The organism is Rhodococcus ruber, assembly GCF_016804345.1.
Lineage (GTDB): Bacteria > Actinomycetota > Actinomycetes > Mycobacteriales > Mycobacteriaceae > Rhodococcus > Rhodococcus ruber.
On record NZ_CP044213.1, the window covers coordinates 17,855 to 37,247 of the forward strand.

The following is a 19,393-nucleotide window of genomic DNA, read 5'->3' on the forward strand; positions in this document are numbered from 1 at the left end:
ACCAGCACGCGCGGGCACTGCATCGGCACGGTGGCCGCGGCCTGGATCTGTTCGGGTCAGCCGGCCTCACGGACGGGGTTCTCCTTTTTCTCTTCGAGCTTGCGGGCGTCGTACAGGATGCGGCCCACGGCTCCGGTGGAGATGCCCATCTCTTCGGCGATGTCCTTGTACTTCATACCCTGCTTGCGCAGGTACACGACGCGGTCCCGCCGGACTTTGGCACGTTCGAGGAACTCTTCCCGCGGCTCGGCGAAGAGCCGCTGGATGGTTCGTGTGGAAGCTCCGAACTGTTCGGCTGCTTCGCGTGCCGTCATCTTGCGGCGCACAGGGTGTTTTGCTCCGGGCATCAGAGGATCGCCTCCAGCATGGCTTGCTCGTCGAACTTGGTGGCTCGTTTCCGGTTGGCTTCGATCTTGGCAGGGGTCATGACCTTGCCGCCCTTGCTGCCGCGGTGGGCTTGGCGGGCGCGGTATTCCTCTTCGGTGTAGTTGCGCCAGATCCATTTGCCGATGGAGCCGGCGGTGGCGCGGACCTCGACGAAGGGCAGGGGGTCGGCGAACTCGGTATTGATGGCGTGGCAGCGCTGCAGAATCAACGTCAGCCAGGCGTCGAGGGTGCCATGCCGGTGGTGCCACCACTGCGGGTAGGCCCATGTGCGGGCGGTGTCGAACAGGGTGACGTTGCGGCCCAGGCCGGCGGCCCGGTCGGGCCGGCGCGGTGCCTGCCGCGGGGTGTGCACGGTGACCAGCTCACGCAGCTGGTACGGGGTGGCGGGGCCGTAGATCGTTTCCCAGTCCGGGTGGATGGGGTTCTTGGTGAGCTGGCCGCCGTAGGCGAAGTCCCCGCCGACGCAGATCTTCAGCCCGGTCTCGACCCGGTGGGCGAAGCGCAGCGGCTGCAGACGGGCGGAGTCGGTGCGGCACACCGGGGCGGCGAGCCACCAGCCCAGGTGCGCCCGCCCGGTGGGGGACTGCGCCACCCAGTTCGGAGCCGGGTGATCGCGGGGCTTCTCGAAGGCACGCATCGCGGCGTCGGGGTGGTCGCAGTCGACGACGAGCGAGCCGAGCAGCGCGTGCGGGGAGTGCTGGATGTAGCGCATGGTCAGCGCGTCGTCGCGGCTCATCCGGTACTGGCCACGGGCGAGATGGTTGGTGGCGTACGGCCGGTGCGGCAGCAGCACCTCGTCGGCCCACTGCACATCGCTCAACAACTGCGCCCCCGCCGTGTCCATGGCGTGCACTCTGCCAGCACCAAGATCGGATGTTCGAGTCCGACACGCCGAGCCATATAACAATTATTCGGGTACGTCATGCCGAGCCATATCAGGTATCCCGCCCACTTCGGGGTTCTCCTGAGGTTCCTATCTAGTTTTGTTCGGAAAATTAGATATTCCGTAGGGCCCGGAGCGCCCTGGAAAATACCAATGCAGCGATGCTCATTCATTCGGGACAGTGGATAGAGCGATCCATCAGAAGTCGCGTAAAGCAGGTGTTGACACCCAGGTGTGTAAAGGTAGTCTTTACAAGTGAAGGGTCGTGGACTCGGCGCACAAGCACGGGATCGACGACGACATCGTCCATGTATTTGACGAGGCGATCCGCTACGTCGAATACGACGGCGAGGAACGGCTGCTGATCATCGGTCCCGACACTGCGGGCCGCTTGCTCGAGCTGGTGGCCGTACTTGCGGGTGAGCCGACCCGGATCGTCCACGCCGATCGCCTGCGGGCGAAGTTCTACCACTACCTGAGGTGCGCATCATGCCGACCGTCAAGCGCAGCAGCACCGATGTGACCGGACTGGACCAGCTCGATCCGGCCGTCACCGACGCCCGCGATGCCACCCATGTGCGGCGGATCATCGCCGCCCGCAAGGCCCTGGCCGCCGCCGAGGCCGAGCTTCGGACCGCGGTGGCCGCCGCCCGGGAGGCCGGCGACTCCTGGGCCGTGATCGGTACGGCACTGGACACCACCCGGCAGGCGGCGTACCAGCGGTTCGGGGCCAGCAGGTAGACCCCCGGTGTCCGGCGCGGCGACCGGTCGCGAATACCTTTTCTGCCGCAGCCGGACAGGTGTGGGGATGGTTCTAGACGTAGTTGCCCGACGACTCGGAGGAGGTGTCGGTGCTCTGGCGCACCCGCATCCAGGTGCCGGGCGCGTAGATCACCTGCTCGCTGCTGCGGCTGACGACCAGAGCGCCGCTGTCGTGGACCGCGAACGAGTCCGTCTCCTGCGCGTAGTCCGTCGTCTCGACGAGACCGGACTCCGGGACGATGTGTGTGACTGTGAACATCTCACTCCCCTCGCCTTCATCCGCCGGCGCCCTGCCTGCACTCTCCCACACCCCCGGCAGGTGTATGGAGGACCTGGGCTGTCCGGTACCGGCCGGGAACCCTCAGCCTGGGAGATACATGACCGCTGACACCGAGTTACCTCCGAACCGTCAGGTAAGCGTCGGCAGCGTCGCGATGTGGGGCGCGGGCGGAGTCGATGCGCGGGACTGCGCGTATCGCTCATGCGCGTGCGTCCTCAGGTGTGAGGGCTTTGCCTGGAGTGAGGTGGGGGTTCGTCGCCGGTGAGCACCCGAGTACCTTGCCCACTCCCGCGGCGGTCGTGCCCGAACGTGGGGTCTGTGCGTATCGAGGCCGGACTGTACGTGGCAGGGTCAGCACCGGGCGCCCAGTTGAGCACAGGCCCATGCTCGACCGATCCGCCATGTGCCGCCCTCTGCGATCAGGGGGATACCGGGGCGATCCGAAGTCGTCGCGGCGGACAACTGGCCCGGTCCGATCGGGACCACTTCCACGACGTCGATGTCCGTCACGCCCATGCCGATGTGGTCGGCCGGAGACGGGTTGGAGGTGGTCGCCCCTTCGAAGAATTGTGCACGCTCGGCCAATCGCACGTCCGGGTCGAATGCACTGTGCAACATAGCGGTCACCTGCTGCGCGGTGGGGACAGTGGCAGCCGGAAGCTCCGCCGCAGGTACCGCGAACGAGGTCGGTGCGAGGGTGGCCTCCGGTGCTTCGGACGTGGACTGTTCGGATCCAGCACTGCAGGCAGTCTGGGTGGCGAGGAGGAGGAAAGTGACAAGCGTCCACGCTCCGGCCATCGTCCTACTGCGAGTCATCGGGACCCCCTGGTCTCGGCGATGTGTCCCCTTGCGCCACCCTGCCATCCAGATCTGTCCGCGCTCGTTCTTGTACATCCTGTGTCCGCGGGCCGACTGGACAGCGACGACGGTGGTTTCGCAGACCGCAGGCCCCCGCCCGAAATTGTGGTGATGATCCAGCTCTCTGCAGTCAGGGATGCCGGGGCGGTCCGAAGTCGAGGCGGACAACCGGCCCGGACCGATCGGCACTACTTCCACGACGTCGATGTCTGTCACGCCCATGCCGAGGTGGCCGGCCGGGCGGGTCGCCTCCGCCGTCCCTTCGAAGAGCTTCCTCCCTGGGCCAACCGCACCTGTGGGTCGGTGGTCGGCGCCCCGGGGAGCGGGGGTGCTGTCAGCGGGAGGTGTTGCGCGGTGTTCGCCGGCGCACCGTCGGCCGGCCGGGGGTGTCGGTGGTGCGCGACTGCGTTCCGCCTCGTGTCCGGCGCGTGGTGCGCTCGGCCCCGGACACGTCGGGGCCGCTGGTGCCTTTGGTGCCGCGGCCGGTCGGGTCGGGGCGGGTGGAGTGGCGGATCTGCGGTGCCCGGGCAGGGCGGGGGCCGTCGCCGACCCGGGGCTGACCGAAGAGGCGGGTGACCAGACGCGGGGAGGTGGTCGACTCCAGCGAGACGCGGGCCTCGGGCTCACGGTAGGCGGCATGGGCGATCAACCCGAACATCAACAACGTGGTGATCATCGAGGTGCCCCCGGCGGAAATCAACGGCAACTGCAGGCCGGTGACCGGCAACAGCCCCACCACGTAGGCGATGTTGATGAACGCCTGGAGCACGACCCACATCGTGGCCACCGCGCTGAGCATCCGCAGGAACGGATCGGTCGAGCGCAACGCCACCCGCAACCCGACCCACAGCACCGCGGCGAACAGCCCGATCACCAGCAGCGCCCCGACCGCGCCGAGCTCCTCGCCGATGACCGCGAAGATGAAGTCGTTGTAGGCCTGCGGCAGATAGCTCCACTTCGAGTTGGACTGGCCCAGCCCCTGACCGAACAGTCCCCCGTTGGCCAGGGCGTACCGGGCCTGGGTGGCCTGGTAGTTGATGCCCTGCGGATCGGCGTCGGGGTTGAGGAAGGCGCGGATGCGGTCCGAGCGGTACCCGACGGTGGCGGTGAAGATCACGATGCCGAGCACCCCACCGGCCGCCATCGCTGCGATGATGCGGGCGCGGAACCGCCCGAACCACAGCACCGCCATCACGATGATCGCAATGGTCACCGCGGTCCCCAGGTCCCGCTGGAGCACCACCATGGCCAGCACCGCGCAGCAGACCACCGCGATCGGCCGCAGGACGCGGTGGACGTCGACACGGTGCTCGGCGGCGGTGGCCACCATGTGCGCGGTCCAGATCACCAGCGCGACCTTGGCGAGCTCCGACGGCTGGAACGAGGCCGATCCGATCAGGATCCACGACTGGGCGCCGTAGACCTCACTGCCGACCCCGGGGAGGAGCACCAGGATCAGCAGCACGAACGCGAACCCGAGAAACCACGGCGCGCCCCGACGCAACACCGAGGTCGGGATCCGCACCACCACCACGAAGATCGCCAGCCCCACCAGGGCGTAGAGCAGCTGCGGGACGAACCGCGCATACGGCGACCCCAGGTTGAGCAGGGATTCGACGCTCGACGACGAGAGCACCATCATCAGCCCGAACACCACCAGCAGCAGGGTCACCCCCACCAGGGTCTGGAAGTCGTGCAGCGGCCGGGCCACCCAGCTGTCGAGCCGAGGGCGCAGACCGCCCCGGTCCCGGGCTGCCGGCCCGGCGCCGGCAAGCTGCTCCGCCGGAGGCGGACTCGCCGGGTCTTCCCGCCGGGTACGTGTGTGGTGGTCGGTGCTGCCGCCTCGCCCTGCTCTCACCCGCCCATCGTCCCACGACAGCACCACCGTCCCCTCCGGTCCGCACACCCCGCCGGCGGTCGGTGGGAGACGAAGAGGCAACGCCGGGACGCGATCTGTGGGCCGGGGGTGTGGCGCGGACACCGATCCCGGCGGGGCGTGTCGGGACCGGTATCCGCGCCCCCGGCCGCTACGGGCGAATCTCGCCGCGGCGCGAGCCGGAGTCGGACGGTCCACCCGCCGCCGGGGTGAGCGTGTTCAGCAACCGCCGATGTACCAGGCACCGTCGATGCGCTGGAAGGCGCTCGGGGTGCCGATCTGGGTGATGCCCGGTCCGACACACCGGGTCTCGTTCCGGTCGGGGCCGAGGAAGTTGTCCCAATGAATGTTGATCTTCACCCAGCCGCCGCCGCAGTGGTTGTACCAGTGCCGCCCGGCGTCGGTGTAGAACCCGCACGGCGCCGCCGACGCCACCGCCGGAGTCGCCACCGCCAGACCGGCCCCGATCCCCACCGTGGCCACCGCCGCTGCTGCCACCCGCGCCACCGTCTTGTGCCCGCGACTCATGCTGGTCCTCCGTTCGAATATAAAATACCGGTCGGTTGGTACTGTACTCGGTCCTCTTCACGCGCCGTCGCCGACACGGTCGACAGGCCGAAACAGCCCCGCCCCCGCCCGACGAGAGATCCCGGAGACCAGAGCCGGCGTAAGGTCCCGGGCGTGACGTCGGCCGACGAACTTTTCGACGAGGACCATCGCAGCGGGACCATCGGGCCGTTCACCACCACCGCCGACGCGTACCGATGGTGGGCCGAACGCGTCGCCGCCCTGGCGGCCCTCGCGGGCCAGGACGGCGCGCCCACCGTGCGGTTCGACCCGCGCCCACCCCGGTCGTGGACGGGAACCGCGTGCTCGGGCTCGGCGACCTATCAGCCCTGGCCGGACCGGATCACCTTGCACTACGGGTCCGTGCCCACCGGCTGCCTCGACCTCGCCGTGGTCGACGGAATGCTGCTGCACGCCCTCGGGCACCGCGCCCGACGGCGCACCCGCCGTGCTGTGGACCTGCTCGGCGGAGCGGTCGCCGCGGCGGGGCTGGTGCTCACCGGCCTGAGCGTGCGCGCCGACACGGCGACTCCGGCACTGCTCGCCGGCGGTGCGCTCTGGGCACTGGTCGGTCTGGCTTGGCTCGTCGCGGTGATCCGGGGGACTCTGCACGCCGAAAACTGGGCCGACGACTACGCGCTCGCCTGCGGCGGACCGCGCCCCATCCTGGCCTACCTGCACCGGTCCGCGGCCTCGGCCCCCGGTGACCATCTGCGGCTGCAGCGCCTGCAGCAACGCCTGTGGGACGGCTCCACCCTGACCGGGCCCCCGTCGCCGAGGACCCGGCCGCCGACTGAACCCGGATCCGCCCCGAAAACCCCCCCGAGCCCCCGGCGACCGGCTCCCGGCAACACCCCGGCGCACCGAGGAGGCGCACCCCTCCGGCGGGTGCATCCGACGCCCACACCGGATCCGAACCGTTGTCCAGTCGACCCCCGCCCGCCCGGATCGCCCCTCGATTCGGGATCGGCCACACCCCAGACCCCGCCGCGCCGGTACCGGCGCGGCGGGTGATCACCCGGTGTGCGGATGGCTCCGGTACCCGTCCCTGCGGCTGCGGGAGGGGGCGGTAACGCCCTCGTCGGCAGACCCGCCCTCGAAGAGCCGACGTCAGGGTCGACACCGTGCGCCCGGTGAGGGCCGCGCCCCCGCCGGGCGGGCTCGGTTCCGGTACGGTGAGGGCCCGCCTCGGCGACGAAAGGGTGGACGGGTCGATGACTGTGCCGCAACCGTGGTCCCCGACGATCGAGGCGTTGCGCACGGTGCAGCGGTTCGTCTTCGCCGATCCGTCGCTGCTGACCCGGGCCCTGATCTACGCCCAGCACTACCTGCGCGCCGAGCTCGACGCGGCCGGCACCGCCGAGGACGCGATGATGCCCGACGCCGAACTCGGCGAGGTCAACGACTTCTTCCTGTCGATCCTCGAACAGCTCAACGGGGTGGAGACGGGCGTGGAGCTGGCCGAGGAGCAGTACCGGCAGGCGCAGGGATGGCTGCTCTCGCGCACGGGCCCGTTCGGGTCGGTCGAGGAGATGCTCGGCGAGGACCACCAGCACCGCTGAGCAGGTCGTGCTCGGCGGCGAGCGTGCGCTCGCCGCCAACCTGCATGTCGGTCTCTTCCCTGCGTTGCGATCCGGGCTGCCACCCGACAGCGGGAGGCCCGGGCGTCCGGCACGCCGTGACGCGGGGAGAACACCGTGCCGAGGTGCAGGCGCCGGAGCACCGATGTGACCGGACTCGACCGGGTGGGTCCCCGCCGCCCGCGATGCGACGCACCTACGGCGGATCCTCGTGGCCCGCGCAGCCCTGGCCGCGGCCGAAATCGAGCTGGGGGTGCGGTGGCCGCAGCCCGGGAGGCCCGGCGACCGGTGGGTCGTGAGCGGCACGGCGCTGGACACCGCCGGGCAGGTGGCATCTCAGCGGTTCGGCGGTGGGCCGCTGCGAGCCCGCCGACCGGACAGATGCGGTCGCGCTGTCGGAGCTGGACGCGCCGCGGGGGAAGGCCGGGGCAGACGTAGCTGCCCGGCAGGTCGGGGGAGGCAGTGGTGCTCTGGTGGGCCCGTAGCCAGGCGCCGGGGGCGTAGATCACCTGCTCGGTGCGGCGTCTGACGATCAGCGCACCGCTGTCGTGGACGGCGAACGAGTCCGTTTCCTGGGGGTAGTCCGTCGATTCGATGGTCCCGGCGTCGTCCAGCCCGGTCTCGAGTCCGCTCGTCAGCGAGGCAGGGTCGGGGGACGTCCTACCGCACTGACCGCCGCGAAGAAAAACGCCGCACGGAAGCTTCTCGGCGAAGGGCACAGCGTCGCCGAAGTCGCCGAGATCCTCGGCATCGGGCGCAGCACCCTGTATCGGTCGATCCCGCAGCTTTCCCACTGAGACCGGCTTCGCGCACAGCCTCGGTGACTCTCGCCCTGCCCCTCCATCGGGTGGTGGTCGGTCAGCAGTTTTTCTTCGACTTCTGCCGCTCCAACGCCCGTCGTTGCTGCCGGGACAGTCCAGCGGTCTCTGGTTGTGGGGTGGTGTCACGGCGGTAGCGATCGAGGTAATCGGCCAACTGCAGTGCGGCCTCGTGCAGCGACGGGCGGAACTGTCGGCCGCTGCGGCGGAACGCGATGCTGGCGCTGAACGAGTCGAGCACCTTCGCCAGCAGGTCGGGATTTTTCGCCACGTGGGCCACCACCTCGTGCTCTTCGAGGTACTGGGGAGGCATGGACGGCACGGCTTCGCGCCAGTCGGGCACGCGGACCTCGACCGGCTTTTCGACGATTCGGGTCTGCCGGACCACCTTCATCCCGACTGCTCCGGCGCGTGCTGCTTTGCGGGCGTTGTGGGCGTTGCGGCGGCACTGATCGCTGCACCACACTCTCGGCCGGCCGGCCTTTCGGTGTGGAGGAACCGGGTTCGAGCACCACGGGCACATGCCTGGATCGGCGGTCTGCGCGTTGGTCTCGGGGCTGTCGGTCGGCGCGTCCGGGGTCGTCATGAGCCGGGATCCTATTTCGTCGCGCCGAAATTGCAGCTTCAGTGCATGAGGTGTGTGGGGATTTGGTCTGTGGTCGGTCGGGACCAGGGCCGGTGGAGTGGCACACGACGGTTCGGTACGGCTGGGACGGCGGAAGGCCGGCCGGGTACGGCTCGGGGTGCGGCAGAAACTCTTCGATCGGCAGCTCGGCTGCGCGTCCGTTTCGGCTGGCCTCGTCCCGGTGTCTGTCAAACAGCAAGAGGTGTGTCCCCCTCGTCGGTGTGTCCCCCTCGTCGGTGTCCGCGCCGAGGAGGGGGCTGCGGTGGTGCAGGTGATCGAGGCCTGGCGGCACACCGCCGAAGTGCTGGCCGATCCGCACCTGGCGGCCCTGCTCGCCGCCGAGACCGGCGACGACCACGGTGTGGTGTCCCGCCGGGCGCTGCGTGAGCCCCCGAACGCGGGGACCGGGTCGCCCGCCCGCCGACCCCGCCGGCGGGTGGGAGTTGCGGTTCGCCACCACCGACGCCGTCACAGGGTGGGAAGCGCTGTCTCGGCAGGTGCCGGCGAACACCCTGACCGCGTGGCACGAGCTGCGCGCCCGCCCCGAGACCCCGGCGCCGACCTCGCGGCACCATCGGCTCAAAGGCTCCCTGGCCACCGCCGCGCACGGCGGGACGGTGATGGAGCAGTGCCGGTACGAGGTCACCGCCGGCGGACGGCTGTGGTATCTCGTCGACACCGCCCGCCGCACCCGGTGGCTCGAGGCCGCGGGCACCGCCCACCCCGAGGCCACCGACCAGCCGGCCGATGCCGGCGCTCGAGACCACGGCCGGGGTGCGGGCACGGGGCACGCACGCGCTCGCCCCGTCGTAGCGGTGCCCGTGTGTCCTCGCCGGCTCGGGGAGGGGGTGGGACGAAGGGGGGATCGTCCCTGCCCGCAGGTGTGACCTGAGGCCGGCGGGGGAATGCTTCCGGGATGCGGGGTGCGTGATCTGCAGGGGTGGTCACGCACCCCGTGCCGGTCCGGCCTCGCCTTCGCCCCGAGGGCCCGGAAGGGCACGCTCGGCGAGGGGAGTTCGGCGGGGGATGGGGGCGGGGGAACCGGGGACGGTTCCGGCGGGTGCCCGAGGGGTGTACCGCGGAGCCGTCCCCGGCCGCGCCCGGGGGTGGGAGGCGGAATGTCGGACCGGTCCCACGCCCGGGGCGGCTCGTCGATGCATCGGATGAGCCGCCCGGCAGGGGGGTGCGGGATCGGCTCCTCGGCCCGCTTCGAGGAGATCCACCTCCCATCCTCCTCCCGTCCGCCGCGTCGCGACAGGGGCTCGCCCCGGACCGGGGGCGGGGCGCGGGACGGTGGTGCGGACAACATCCCCTCGGTATGTTGTCGGGGTCGCCGTTCTCCGTCACCCCCCTGCACGGGAACGCCGACCGCTTTCCCGACGCTGGCGCGGCGCGGGTGGGTGCGATCCCGCCGACACACCCCCGCGTCGGCGGGATCTTCCCTTTTCTCTGTGCCACCCCGGACCGGGGGACGCGCCCGGGGCGGGCGGGCTTCGGTGACTTACCGGCTCTCGATCGCACCCCGGCGCCGGAACGAGCCGCCCTCGAGGTCGGCTCGTTCCGCCCGGTTCGTGACCCGGGTAGCCGGTCCAGGGGCACGAGGGCGGGCCCTCGGCGGGACGTGCGCGGGTGACCGGCAGAGCGTTCCGGCCCCGAGCCCACCCCATGATGACCCGGCGCCGGGGGTGTCCGCCAGCACCGGCCGGTGCCGACCGGCGGGCGGGTTGCCGGGGCGGGAGCGGGGGTATGCCCTTCCCTGCGGGTGTTCGGCGCGGAGTGTCCGGGCCGCCTCACCTCCCCCACGTCGGGGCGGTTGCGGGCAGCGGTGCCGGGCAGACCGCCGCGGTGCGGGCGGCGCGGTGCGTCGCTCGACCTGCGCAGGGCCCGCGGTGGAGGCCGGGCCGACCCCGGGGCACTGTTCCCTCTCCTGCCCCGCCCGGCCCGGCTCCCGCCCCCACGTCCCCGGCCGGGGCGTCGGCCGCCGCAGGGGCGCGGTCATCCTCCCGCGGGTCGAGGCCGACACCGACCGCGGGTGTCGTGCGGACGCCCCGGCGCGGCGAGCCCCGGGTGCAGGCGGGCCCCCAGCGCGGCGGGCCGCGGCGTCGATCGGGGCGCGCATTGTGTGCCGGCGCCGGCGGCGGGGAACCCGGATCCCACGGGAGTGGAGCGTCGCCGGAGACGTCCTGTTCTCGAGGTGGTGCGGGTCCAGACCGGGGCCCGCACCATCGGTTCCTCCCCGTGGTCTCTGCCGCCCGGCTCAGGGGCGCAGCCGGGCGTGCCGGGCGGCGCAGTGGAGGGCGTCGCCGACGGGGCCGGGGGCCGGTCCCCTGTCCGCCAGACAGTCGCGCACCTCCACGGCGACGGGCCGGTCGAGCGGGTCGAGGTCTGCGCGGTGGTGGTCGAGGTCGTCGGCGATCTGCCGGGCGGCGTGTTCGGCGGCGCGCAGCCGGGCCCGGACCGCCTCGATACGGGCGGCGAGCGCATCGCTCATGCGGGGGAGTCCTCGGGAGCGTGCGGTGCGTCGTGTGTGGTGGCGAGGTAGCGGTACACCGTCACCCGGCCGCCAGCGGTCAGGCCGCAGACGGGGGTGGGTGAGTGCTCCAGGTGAGCTTGCGGTCGGCCGGTATCGGGTGCCACCGGGCGAAGGGGGTGTGGTGGTGCAGGCTCGACACCAGCTCGGCGAGCAGGTGGGCCAGCGAGTCCCACCGCGCCGGGCGGGTGGGGGCGCCGCCGGGTCGGTACTCGATGACGGCCCCCCGGTGCGGCCCCGGTTCGGTGACGACGACGAGGTGGTGGTCGGCGCCGGCAGCGAACGGCACGCAGGCGATCGGCGGCGGGGCGTCGGTGTCTTCTCTGCACTGCGCCGGGGGCGTGGCCCGGCGGTGACCGGCGGCCACCGTGTCGGGTCGGGTCCGTGCCGCCGGGGTGGGAGCGGCCAGTGCCTCGTCGAGCGAGAGCAGCGTCGTCTGCGGCAGCAGAGTGCCCAGGTCCACTCCGGAACGGGTGTGGGTGTAGGTACCGCCCTGCAGGGCGAAGAACCGGCGCAGCTCGTCCGGCCACGGGGCCGGGGCGGCCGCTTGGGCTGCTTTGAGCGTCGCCTCCCCGACCGGCGGGCGCACTGCATGCCGAGTCAACGGTGCGAATCGGTCGCACCAGGTCAGAAGGCGGTCCCACTGCTCGGTCATCGTCATCGGCCCGCTCCCTTCGGGGGTGTCGTCTCGACGGAGCCCTCGGGGGGTGTCGTCCTGTCCAGGCCGGGTGTGCTGTGCCCCGGCCGCCGTCGTGCCGGACCGGGGACGGCCCCGACAGCCCCGAGGGCTCCGTGCCCGTGGCGGATCCTCCGTCGAGGTCAGGGCCGGACGGGATTGCGCAGGACGGACAGGGCGAGCCCGAGTCCGGTGGCGGTGGCGGCGCCGGCCGCCACACCCGTGGCCAGCGACTGCTGCAGCAGCCCGGCAGTGCCGGCACACAGCAGGCACACCGCGGTGGCCACCAGGAATGCGGCCCAGTCGGTGCCCGCGGCGCGGGGCCACCGTCGGACCAGGGTGATCAGTGCATCCATGGGTACCGGTTACCCACCGGCACGGGCAATATCACTTCCGATGGGGCAACCCTCACCTCCGCCTCGCCGGGCCGCTTTCCGAGGCGCCGCGAGGCGAGGCACGTTCCGCTCGCACCGCACCTCATCAGGTCCACGAGAGCAACGACGGTGGTGCACGCATGGGCGAGGAGCTGTGGCAGCCGCGACCGGACGCAGCGCCTCGGGTACACCCGCGAGCGGATCCGGCCTCGGCGGATCGGTGGAGGCGCCGCCGGTGCTGACGAGCGAGAGCATGCCGGCAACGGGTGTGTGGGAGCCATCGTCCTCTCCCCGCAGGGCCCGGTCTGGCCCAGGGTCAGAACGTTGCCGCAAACCGGTTCACGTTACCGAACCCGTTGCAAGGGAAGATGTTTCGTCTCGGTGCGCTTGCCGCCTTCGAGACTCTGATCCGAGGCGGGCGCCGCGAGCAGACGCTGGTGGCTCGGGCATAGTCGAGCGCTTCGGCCGCAGAGACAGACACCGTCTCTGCGGCCGAAGCGTCGTGGCCGAAGGCCTTTCTCCGGAGAGTCGTCTTCTCTCCTGGCGAAGGGCCCGGTCAGATGACGGTGCCGATGAGCTGTGCACTGCCCGTACCCAGAGTCTGCAGGAGGCCGTTGAAGTTGCTGAGAAAGGCATTCAAGATCTCGGTCATCTGTTTCTCCCGGTGTAGGGGTCCGGCACCACACCGGACCGACTTTTCGGTGTCCGCCGACCGGAGACATTGCCCCGGCGACGTATCGAGGAATACCTCGTGGTCGGTTCGATACACCTGACGAGCACCCCGAAACCGTGTGAGTAACTTCACAATCCTCGATCTCGGGGTATTCGTGCCGGAACAGCCGGCCACGCAATACAATTGCGTCCCTTTCGGGGTGTGCCGCGCGTGTGCTTCGCCGGGAGCGCTGCGGTTCCGAACCTTCCCGGGAGTGGGGAAATCCTTGCGTGCGATGCGTCTTGGCCGGATCCCCACCGGTGGGCGGGACGTGCCCCGCACTCACTTTCCGTGGATGAAGAGGGGCGTTCGAGGAGAGGCGAAAAAACACCCCGACGCCCGGCCGGCCTGTCCGGTGCATGAGACGGCTGCTTCCGGGTACAGCCTTCCGAAGGCGCGGTCGCTGTGGATAGCGCCTCGAAGCGGACGAGGTCGAGGAGGGTGGATGACGGTCGGATTGCCTACGTCCTCAGGGCGGGACCGGGGGTATGCGGTGTTCGTGGTGGACGGGCACGACCTGACCCGCCGGGGGCTGGCCGGTCTGATCGACGACCATCCCCGGCTGCGCGTGGCCGGGGAGGCCAGGTGCCTCGCGCAGGCCCGGAACCGGGTGCCGGCGGCCGCGCCGGACATCGCGGTGCTCGACGCCGACCTTCCCGACGGCACCGGGCTCGAGCTGTGTCACACGCTCACCGCGGCCGCTCCGCGGTTGCGGTGCGTGCTGTGGTCGCTGCGGTTCGACCCGGGTCTGCAGCAGGCCGCCCTGGCCGCCGGGGCCTGCGGCTACGTCGGCAAGGGCGCGACCGGCCGGGCCCTGACCGAGGCCCTGACCCGGATCGGGGACGGTGCGGTGGTACTCGACCACCCCGGCGAGGCGGCCGAGGCGGACCCGTTCGCCGGGCTGACCGCACAGGCCCGGCGGGTGCTGGAGCTGCTGGCCCAGGGGCTGACCAACCGACAGATCGGCACCCGGCTGGGGCTGGCGGAGAAGACGGTGAAGAACTACGTCTCACGGATCCTGGCCACCTTGGGAGTGGCCAGCCGCACCCAGGCCGCGATCCTGGTCACCGAACACACCCTCACCGTCCCTCGCCCGAACTCGAGCCAGCCGCGACCGCCCGCGGCCGTCCCCTCGGTGGGGGTCATCGGTCGCCGACCGCCGGCCCATACCGCCGCACGGCCGGCGGGCCGCAGAAGCGAGACCGGCTCCACCCGGCGGGCGTCCCCCTCGGTGTCCTCGCCTGCCGCCGCGGTGTCCCGGTCCCGTGACACGGGCCCGGGGTGGTACGCCGCGTCCTGAACCGACCGAACGTCACCGGCGACACCGCCCCGACCTGCTCAGCGGTCTGCTCCACCTTCTATAGCGGTGGACCTCGGCGGCGCTCCACCCGAACACCTTCACGTGCGGGTCAGCTCATGCGCTGCAGCCTTGGTGCCGTGTCCGACGATGCGGAAAACCCCTACCCGGGACGGGTGGGGGCCGTGCGACGGTACCGGTCAGGGCAGCAGACGGGCGTGCCGCACCGCCGAATCGAGCGCAGCGTCGGCCCCGTCCAGCGCCAGGCCCATGTCCGCCAGCGAGTCGATCACCTCGACCGCCACCGGCTGATCGACGGGGTCGAGACCAGCACGAGTCCGGTCGACGTCCTCGGCGATCACGCGGGCGGCCCGCTCGGCCTCCCGCAGCAGGCCGCGCACCGCCTCGATCCGGGCAGCCAGAGCGTTGCTCATGCGAGCCGGCGATTGAGCTCGGCGGACTTCGCTGCGACCTCCTCGGCCGTGGCGTCGAGCCGGTCGGCGAGGTCGGCAAGGTAGCGGTACACCGTCGCCCGGGACACCCCGAGCACCCGCCCGACCTCCGCGGCGGTCATGCCCTTGGCTCGGAGCTCTCGAGCGCGTGCGGCCTGTGCCTCGTCGAGCTTCGGGCGACGGCCCCCCTTGCGTCCGGCGGCCGCCGCGGCCGCCAACCCGGCCCGGGTGCGTTCGACCATCGTGTCCCGCTCGAGCTGCGCGAACGCGGCCATGATCGTCAGCATGGCCCGGCCCATCGCGCCCTCGGTGGTGATGCCCTCGGTCAGGGACCGGAACCCGACGCCCCGCTCGTGCAGCTGATCGACCACCTCGAGCACGTGGCGGGTGTCGCGCCCGAGCCGGTCCAGTTTCCACACCACCAGCGTGTCGCCCTCGCGCACGTAGTCGAGCGCCGCGTCGAGCTGCGGCCGCGTCGTCTGGGTGCCGCTCACCCCGTGGTCGGTGAACACCCGCGCCACCCCGGCTGCCTCGAGGGCGTCGAGCTGCAGCTGCGGGTTCTGGTCCGCCGTCGACACCCGCGCGTATCCGATGACCGCCATTCCCTGCCCCTGTCGTCTCATATCCCCGTCGTGCTTGGGGGTTCCGAGACTAGATCAATCGAGACGGTTTCTGAGACACCCACGGCGGCGTGTCGTCCCTGGTCGCACCCGAGCGGGCGCCGTCGCCGTCTCGGTCGCGCCAAACGATCCTTTACGAGACGAAGCGTGTAGAGGGGACGGGGGCCCGAGAAGAATCTCCGGCGTTTAACATACTGACCGACCCGTTTGTTGTTAGTGTCTCGAACGTCCGGTTCGCTCAACTTTTGGACTCCGGTGGGCAGGCTCGCCTAGCGCTTTGGGGAGGAATGAATGAGATTGTTCCGTAACCGTTTTGCGGTACCGCTGGCGGTGTCGATGCTGGGATTGGGTGTAGTGGTCGGAAGCGGGGAGACCTCGGCGCAGCCACCTTCCGCCCCTCCACCCGAGCCACCCGCGGCCGGGACGATCACGCAACGCGTGACATTCACATCTCCCGAGGATCCCGCCCAGGTTGCCGATATCGTCGCCCGAGTCGGAGATGCAGTTCGGGCGAATCCATCTGCGCGTATGGCCCAGCAGTACGAGTGCTTCGACGATCGATTCAACGGATGCGACGCGTTCCTTGCCGAGATCGTGCAGGAAGGGCAACGGACACCGGGCGGCCCGATCGAAGAATTCGGCCGGTGGAGGGTCTACATCACTCTCACCACACGCATGCAGGTTCAGCAACCGACTGGTGTCGCGATGTTCAATGCCACGGTCACCCCTGTCGGGGAACCCGTGCCTGGCACTCTCGAGTTCAATTTCCGTCAGCTCCGTCCCGGCAGCAACGCCGGTGAGCTCGTCGAGACGTGGGCAATGCCGGTGGCGCAAGGGGAGACGTTTTCGGGCATGGCGGATATCGACTCGCCGCCCGCGCAGGTATACCAGGACGACTCCGACTTCCTCTACGACTGGGTGTTGGACTCGCCGTTAGCCGGCCGCAGCACGTCCAACGGCACCGAGTACACGAACCTGAGCATCCGGTGCGACCGAGCCCCGTACCTCAACTACCGCACAGGCTGCGTCAACTCGCGGTATGTCCCTACTCTCGAGTTTCCGCCCGCGCAGTTCCCCAATATCAGCCAGAACGTGGCGGCTCACCAGCAGTACACCGGTGAAGGAGCGACCTGGGGGACTCCGCTGCACCGTGCCAACCCCGCAGATAGACCGAACCATCACGACGAATCCTGCCGCCAGGATCGCGAACTCAAACTCGGTCCGAAACCTCCTGAAGAGGAGATGACGGATCCAACTTGCGACGAGTATCCATTCGCATCTTCGGTCGAAGGCGGTGGTGAAGCCAGCGTGATGTGGGTCCCGAGAACAGAAAACAGCGCGCAAGGGAACAGAATCCGCGGCTTCTACCAGCAGAACCGCATCATGATCGGCGATCCCTTCTATGTCAGCTGACCGCGTCGCTTCCAACCAATCCCAATGAAGATCGACATCGTATACCCGGAAAGGGCAAATCATGAGGAACATCGCCAAGAAACTCACCGTAGGCGTTGCAACTGCAGCCGCACTGACCATCGCCGCATCTGGCACCGCGCAGGCCGACGTCCTGACCGGCTGGGTAGGGCCAGCCGGCACCAACAGCACCGGAGTCATCTTCCTCAACACCTCGACGATCATCAATTCGCCCGCGCTGCGGGCCGAGTCGAAGATCTACTCGTCCTTCGGACAGACGGTGCCCACCGCCGAGATCGGTGTCCGTGCGCGTCTGTTCAAGAGCGGAGCGTTGTGCGAGGCCACGACATACAGATACAACCCTCGGCCGGCCGCCGAGTTCACTCTCGGAACGACCGCAACATGTGGTTCGGGCTGGTACAACAGCCATGGCTTCACCGCCGTCTGGGATGGCACCAGCTCCTACAAAGAGGCGCTGACCTTCCCCACCAACCCACTCGAGTGGATCGATCCTGCAGCGTCGCCGTCGGCTCGCAGCGCGAACACCGAGCCGTCGTTCGACAGTGGCACCAACGGCAGCGGCCAGACGTTCGGCTCAGGTGAATCTGCCACCAACGACGCCGAGCTTCCCGACCTTGTCGCCGCGATCGGCGACGACGGCGTCACAGTTGGGTATGTCCGCAAGTCCGATCTGGCCGACGGGCCTGCCGCGAACCCGCAGGCGGCCGCGACGCAGTCCGGTGCCGGGCACACTGTTCCGCTGCTCGAACAGGACGGAAAGACACAGCTCGGGACCTTCACACTCCGCTGAGAAATCCCGACATGCAAACGTTGCCGTGGCGGCTCGCCGTACTTGTGCCGGTGGAGCCACCACGGCTGCATTCCGATCCCGTTAGATGGTGACCATGGACTTTCCTGCCGCGGCTTCCCTGCTGGTCCGTCTCGACTACTCCGACGACGAAGCGTGGACTGAGACGCTGCGCGCGACGGGTGAGCCGGACCCGGATACCGGCTACCGCGCCGCCTTGACGGTGGTGGAAAACCCGGAACTGGATGGTATGCCTGTCGATGAGCTTCTCGAACACCTGATCGGCGCAAAGAACTTCTACTCGCACGTGTTCGTTGTCGACTGGTACACCCTCGACCATCCCGAGCATCCAGTTCTGGCGATCGAACTCCCTCACGGGCAACGCGACGCGTTCGGTTTGCGTGTCGTGCCGTCACAGATGGCTTCGGTCGAGGCCAATCTCGCCACCAGCAACCTTGACCTCGAAGAATATGCCGAAGGCGCCGATTCCGACGGTATCTACCGCGGCACCACTTCTGAGACGCCTTCGAGGATCCCCATACGGACGGAGCAAGTCCTGGCGGCGATGGAGCACAGCCCGTCGACTCCTGCTCTTAACGAATTTCGCGCCGTCTTGGAAGACGGACCGAGCGAACTCGAGGCATGGCAAGCGAACCCGCAGAAATGGTACGAGGAACGCAGTAGCCACCCGGCATCGTTCTACGCCCAGTATTGGGACGTGCTTGGTGAGGAGGAGTTTCGAGAGGCTCTCAGGACTTCCGAAACCGTACTCGGCATGGACGTGCGCATATCACCCATCACTCGCTGGGACGTGCTCCTCGACCCTGCAACGTTCAAACCGCTAGCCGCAGCGAGATGGACCAAGCGGCCGCCGCGGTCGGCTCGCCGGACATAGGTTCTGAGCTAACCGCCGTAACCCAGACGCGATGAAGGATTCGCGTTCTCGGCTCCCTGAGGTTCATAGGACGCGATTCCATGCCGATCGAGCCGACCGGAGCGACGGAAACGCCATCGGCAGCTTCACCACTGGGAAATACGTCGAGTCCGAGGTAGGTGACGATGTCACAACTGTGGGTGCTGGCAATACCGGTGGTCGTGGTGGCCGTGCCGCTGGCGGTGCTGACCGCGATAGGCCAGCACCGCCGAACACACCGGATTGGCTTGTCCCTGTTGGCCGGGGTGTGTTTTCCAGCCGTCTGGATCGGATGGTATGTCCGCGACGATCTACGGCGGGCACGGTCGTGCCGCGCTCCGGGACGTACCTATTAGCCGATCGCTTGTGTGATCAGGCTTCTCACCCCTTTGTGAGACGGGGTCGTTCTCTTGAGCGAATGTCACACACCTGCGCGGTGGGCAGGCTGTTCAGGACGCCGCAAGGCGCGGCACGCTCAGCCCGAACCGAACCCCAGCAGATCCACGAGGGCAACGACGGTGTTCCACACGCCGGCGAAGAGCTGCATTGCGGCAGCCGCGATCGGACGCAGCGGCTCTGGCACGCTGGCGAGCGGATCCGGCCCTGGCGGACTGGCGGAGGCGACACCTGCGCTGACGAGCGAGAGCAGGCCGACAAGTGCAACAGTTACCGTAGCTCTGAGTCTATTCATGATTATGCATTGTCGTGCATCGCCTTCGTCCCGACACTGTCTGCGGACAGGTTCGAAGGATACGTGAGCACCAACTTCTGCTTCATTGCCCAGGGTAGCGCTGTGAGGCGGCACGTCAGGCTGGACCGTGGCGATTCCAGCCGGGCCGTTCAGACCGGCGATGGGGGTGCCCCGGAAGTAGGCATCGACACCACCGCGCGAGTCAGTGCTGGTGTTCCGCTGGCCGCACAGGTGTGGGGCAGGATGGTGCGCATCGTTGTCGATCGCAGGTGAT

Annotated in this window: 22 protein-coding genes and 1 pseudogene; 11 read left to right on the plus strand and 12 right to left on the minus strand. The window is 69.5% G+C overall.

Going from position 1 to position 19,393, the window contains the following annotated elements; translation table 11 throughout:
- Positions 1-56: 56 nt before the first annotated feature.
- Together F1734_RS26050 and F1734_RS26055 are read right to left on the minus strand one after the other, a co-directional pair.
- On the minus strand, positions 57-326 hold the full coding sequence (locus F1734_RS26050) for a helix-turn-helix domain-containing protein (protein ID WP_237658268.1): 270 nt from the start codon (positions 324-326) through the stop codon (positions 57-59).
- A 20-nt stretch (positions 327-346) separates the two neighbouring features.
- A complete protein-coding gene (locus tag F1734_RS26055; protein WP_237658267.1) occupies positions 347-1,231 on the minus strand; it encodes a replication initiation protein in 885 nt (294 codons plus the stop codon).
- A gap of 304 nt (positions 1,232-1,535) precedes the next feature.
- On the opposite strand from F1734_RS26055, the gene F1734_RS26060 reads away from it, so the two are divergent.
- Positions 1,536-1,793, plus strand: coding sequence for a BrnT family toxin (locus F1734_RS26060; protein ID WP_140189306.1), 258 nt, complete (start codon positions 1,536-1,538; stop codon positions 1,791-1,793).
- A complete protein-coding gene (locus tag F1734_RS26065; RefSeq protein ID WP_140189305.1) occupies positions 1,760-2,011 on the plus strand; it encodes a hypothetical protein in 252 nt (83 codons plus the stop codon). The genes F1734_RS26060 and F1734_RS26065 overlap by 34 nt, the downstream gene beginning before the upstream one ends.
- 73 nt (positions 2,012-2,084) lie before the next feature.
- On the opposite strand, the gene F1734_RS26070 is transcribed toward F1734_RS26065, so the two are convergent.
- From F1734_RS26070 to F1734_RS26085, 4 genes are all read right to left on the minus strand, one after another.
- Positions 2,085-2,291, minus strand: coding sequence for a hypothetical protein (locus F1734_RS26070; protein ID WP_140189304.1), 207 nt, complete (start codon positions 2,289-2,291; stop codon positions 2,085-2,087).
- A gap of 372 nt (positions 2,292-2,663) precedes the next feature.
- Positions 2,664-3,392 (minus strand): MTB12 C-terminal domain-containing protein, encoded by a 729-nt coding sequence (locus F1734_RS26630; RefSeq protein WP_476655338.1) that lies wholly within the window; start codon positions 3,390-3,392, stop codon positions 2,664-2,666.
- 112 nt (positions 3,393-3,504) lie between these two features.
- On the minus strand, positions 3,505-5,028 hold the full coding sequence (gene ftsW / locus F1734_RS26080; RefSeq protein WP_140189302.1) for a putative lipid II flippase FtsW: 1,524 nt from the start codon (positions 5,026-5,028) through the stop codon (positions 3,505-3,507).
- A 237-nt stretch (positions 5,029-5,265) separates the two neighbouring features.
- Positions 5,266-5,574: a DUF6355 family natural product biosynthesis protein gene (locus F1734_RS26085; RefSeq protein WP_161572372.1), complete on the minus strand. Its 309-nt coding sequence runs from the start codon at positions 5,572-5,574 to the stop codon at positions 5,266-5,268.
- A gap of 153 nt (positions 5,575-5,727) precedes the next feature.
- On the opposite strand from F1734_RS26085, the gene F1734_RS26090 reads away from it, so the two are divergent.
- The 3 genes from F1734_RS26090 (at position 5,728) to F1734_RS26100 (ending at position 7,990) form a co-directional block, all read left to right on the plus strand.
- Positions 5,728-6,627 carry a hypothetical protein gene (locus F1734_RS26090; protein WP_202637551.1) on the plus strand — a complete coding sequence of 300 codons (900 nt, stop codon included), beginning with the start codon at positions 5,728-5,730 and terminating at the stop codon, positions 6,625-6,627.
- A 200-nt stretch (positions 6,628-6,827) separates the two neighbouring features.
- Positions 6,828-7,175: a hypothetical protein gene (locus F1734_RS26095; protein WP_140189300.1), complete on the plus strand. Its 348-nt coding sequence runs from the start codon at positions 6,828-6,830 to the stop codon at positions 7,173-7,175.
- Between the two features lie 566 nt (positions 7,176-7,741).
- On the plus strand, positions 7,742-7,990 hold the full coding sequence (locus F1734_RS26100) for a helix-turn-helix domain-containing protein (RefSeq protein ID WP_237658264.1): 249 nt from the start codon (positions 7,742-7,744) through the stop codon (positions 7,988-7,990).
- A 61-nt stretch (positions 7,991-8,051) separates the two neighbouring features.
- On the opposite strand, the gene F1734_RS26105 is transcribed toward F1734_RS26100, so the two are convergent.
- Positions 8,052-8,597 carry a hypothetical protein gene (locus F1734_RS26105; protein WP_140189299.1) on the minus strand — a complete coding sequence of 182 codons (546 nt, stop codon included), beginning with the start codon at positions 8,595-8,597 and terminating at the stop codon, positions 8,052-8,054.
- 422 nt (positions 8,598-9,019) lie between these two features.
- On the opposite strand from F1734_RS26105, the gene F1734_RS26110 reads away from it, so the two are divergent.
- Complete coding sequence (locus tag F1734_RS26110) at positions 9,020-9,523, plus strand: hypothetical protein (protein ID WP_338019629.1); 504 nt, start codon at positions 9,020-9,022, stop codon at positions 9,521-9,523.
- 1,370 nt (positions 9,524-10,893) lie between these two features.
- Here F1734_RS26110 and F1734_RS26115 read toward each other — a convergent pair.
- The 3 genes from F1734_RS26115 to F1734_RS26125 form a co-directional block, all read right to left on the minus strand.
- Complete coding sequence (locus F1734_RS26115; protein WP_140189298.1) at positions 10,894-11,127, minus strand: hypothetical protein; 234 nt, start codon at positions 11,125-11,127, stop codon at positions 10,894-10,896.
- A 79-nt stretch (positions 11,128-11,206) separates the two neighbouring features.
- Positions 11,207-11,827 carry an SMI1/KNR4 family protein gene (locus F1734_RS26120; RefSeq protein ID WP_140189297.1) on the minus strand — a complete coding sequence of 207 codons (621 nt, stop codon included), beginning with the start codon at positions 11,825-11,827 and terminating at the stop codon, positions 11,207-11,209.
- Between the two features lie 158 nt (positions 11,828-11,985).
- Positions 11,986-12,198 carry a hypothetical protein gene (locus tag F1734_RS26125; protein ID WP_140189296.1) on the minus strand — a complete coding sequence of 71 codons (213 nt, stop codon included), beginning with the start codon at positions 12,196-12,198 and terminating at the stop codon, positions 11,986-11,988.
- A gap of 1,175 nt (positions 12,199-13,373) precedes the next feature.
- Between F1734_RS26125 and F1734_RS26130 the strand changes: the two are divergent.
- Positions 13,374-14,048: pseudogene (locus F1734_RS26130) on the plus strand (response regulator transcription factor); the annotation flags it as partial.
- Positions 14,049-14,425: 377 nt separating this feature from the next.
- On the opposite strand, the gene F1734_RS26135 reads toward F1734_RS26130, so the two are convergent.
- Both F1734_RS26135 and F1734_RS26140 read right to left on the minus strand, forming a co-directional pair.
- Entirely contained in the window at positions 14,426-14,659 is a 234-nt protein-coding gene (locus F1734_RS26135) for a hypothetical protein (protein ID WP_140189294.1), read from the minus strand.
- The gene (locus F1734_RS26140) at positions 14,656-15,279 is read right to left on the minus strand and encodes a recombinase family protein (RefSeq protein WP_140189293.1); all 624 of its coding nucleotides are present in this window, start codon (positions 15,277-15,279) and stop codon (positions 14,656-14,658) included. Before F1734_RS26140 ends, F1734_RS26135 begins: the two co-directional genes overlap by 4 nt.
- A gap of 309 nt (positions 15,280-15,588) precedes the next feature.
- Here F1734_RS26140 and F1734_RS26145 point away from each other — a divergent pair, with 309 nt between their 5' ends.
- From F1734_RS26145 to F1734_RS26160, 4 genes are all read left to right on the plus strand, one after another.
- Positions 15,589-16,710 carry a NucA/NucB deoxyribonuclease domain-containing protein gene (locus F1734_RS26145; RefSeq protein WP_140189292.1) on the plus strand — a complete coding sequence of 374 codons (1,122 nt, stop codon included), beginning with the start codon at positions 15,589-15,591 and terminating at the stop codon, positions 16,708-16,710.
- Between the two features lie 61 nt (positions 16,711-16,771).
- Positions 16,772-17,518 (plus strand): hypothetical protein, encoded by a 747-nt coding sequence (locus F1734_RS26150; protein WP_140189291.1) that lies wholly within the window; start codon positions 16,772-16,774, stop codon positions 17,516-17,518.
- Positions 17,519-17,603: 85 nt separating this feature from the next.
- Positions 17,604-18,410: a DUF6924 domain-containing protein gene (locus F1734_RS26155; RefSeq protein ID WP_140189290.1), complete on the plus strand. Its 807-nt coding sequence runs from the start codon at positions 17,604-17,606 to the stop codon at positions 18,408-18,410.
- A gap of 772 nt (positions 18,411-19,182) precedes the next feature.
- Complete coding sequence (locus F1734_RS26160; RefSeq protein WP_140189289.1) at positions 19,183-19,392, plus strand: hypothetical protein; 210 nt, start codon at positions 19,183-19,185, stop codon at positions 19,390-19,392.
- Position 19,393: the final 1 nt, after the last annotated feature.

Coding starts and splice junctions, on each gene's coding strand:
- F1734_RS26055 (WP_237658267.1), bottom strand. CDS start 1,231: ATGGACACGGCGGGGGCGCAGTTGTTGAGCGATGTGCAGTGGGCCGAC.
- F1734_RS26065 (WP_140189305.1), top strand. CDS start 1,760: ATGCCGACCGTCAAGCGCAGCAGCACCGATGTGACCGGACTGGACCAG.
- F1734_RS26070 (WP_140189304.1), bottom strand. CDS start 2,291: ATGTTCACAGTCACACACATCGTCCCGGAGTCCGGTCTCGTCGAGACG.
- F1734_RS26630 (WP_476655338.1), bottom strand. CDS start 3,392: ATGGGCGTGACAGACATCGACGTCGTGGAAGTAGTGCCGATCGGTCCG.
- F1734_RS26085 (WP_161572372.1), bottom strand. CDS start 5,574: ATGAGTCGCGGGCACAAGACGGTGGCGCGGGTGGCAGCAGCGGCGGTG.
- F1734_RS26095 (WP_140189300.1), top strand. CDS start 6,828: ATGACTGTGCCGCAACCGTGGTCCCCGACGATCGAGGCGTTGCGCACG.
- F1734_RS26105 (WP_140189299.1), bottom strand. CDS start 8,597: ATGACGACCCCGGACGCGCCGACCGACAGCCCCGAGACCAACGCGCAG.
- F1734_RS26115 (WP_140189298.1), bottom strand. CDS start 11,127: ATGAGCGATGCGCTCGCCGCCCGTATCGAGGCGGTCCGGGCCCGGCTG.
- F1734_RS26120 (WP_140189297.1), bottom strand. CDS start 11,827: ATGACGATGACCGAGCAGTGGGACCGCCTTCTGACCTGGTGCGACCGA.
- F1734_RS26125 (WP_140189296.1), bottom strand. CDS start 12,198: ATGGATGCACTGATCACCCTGGTCCGACGGTGGCCCCGCGCCGCGGGC.
- F1734_RS26135 (WP_140189294.1), bottom strand. CDS start 14,659: ATGAGCAACGCTCTGGCTGCCCGGATCGAGGCGGTGCGCGGCCTGCTG.
- F1734_RS26140 (WP_140189293.1), bottom strand. CDS start 15,279: ATGGCGGTCATCGGATACGCGCGGGTGTCGACGGCGGACCAGAACCCG.
- F1734_RS26145 (WP_140189292.1), top strand. CDS start 15,589: ATGAGATTGTTCCGTAACCGTTTTGCGGTACCGCTGGCGGTGTCGATG.
- F1734_RS26150 (WP_140189291.1), top strand. CDS start 16,772: ATGAGGAACATCGCCAAGAAACTCACCGTAGGCGTTGCAACTGCAGCC.
- F1734_RS26155 (WP_140189290.1), top strand. CDS start 17,604: ATGGTGACCATGGACTTTCCTGCCGCGGCTTCCCTGCTGGTCCGTCTC.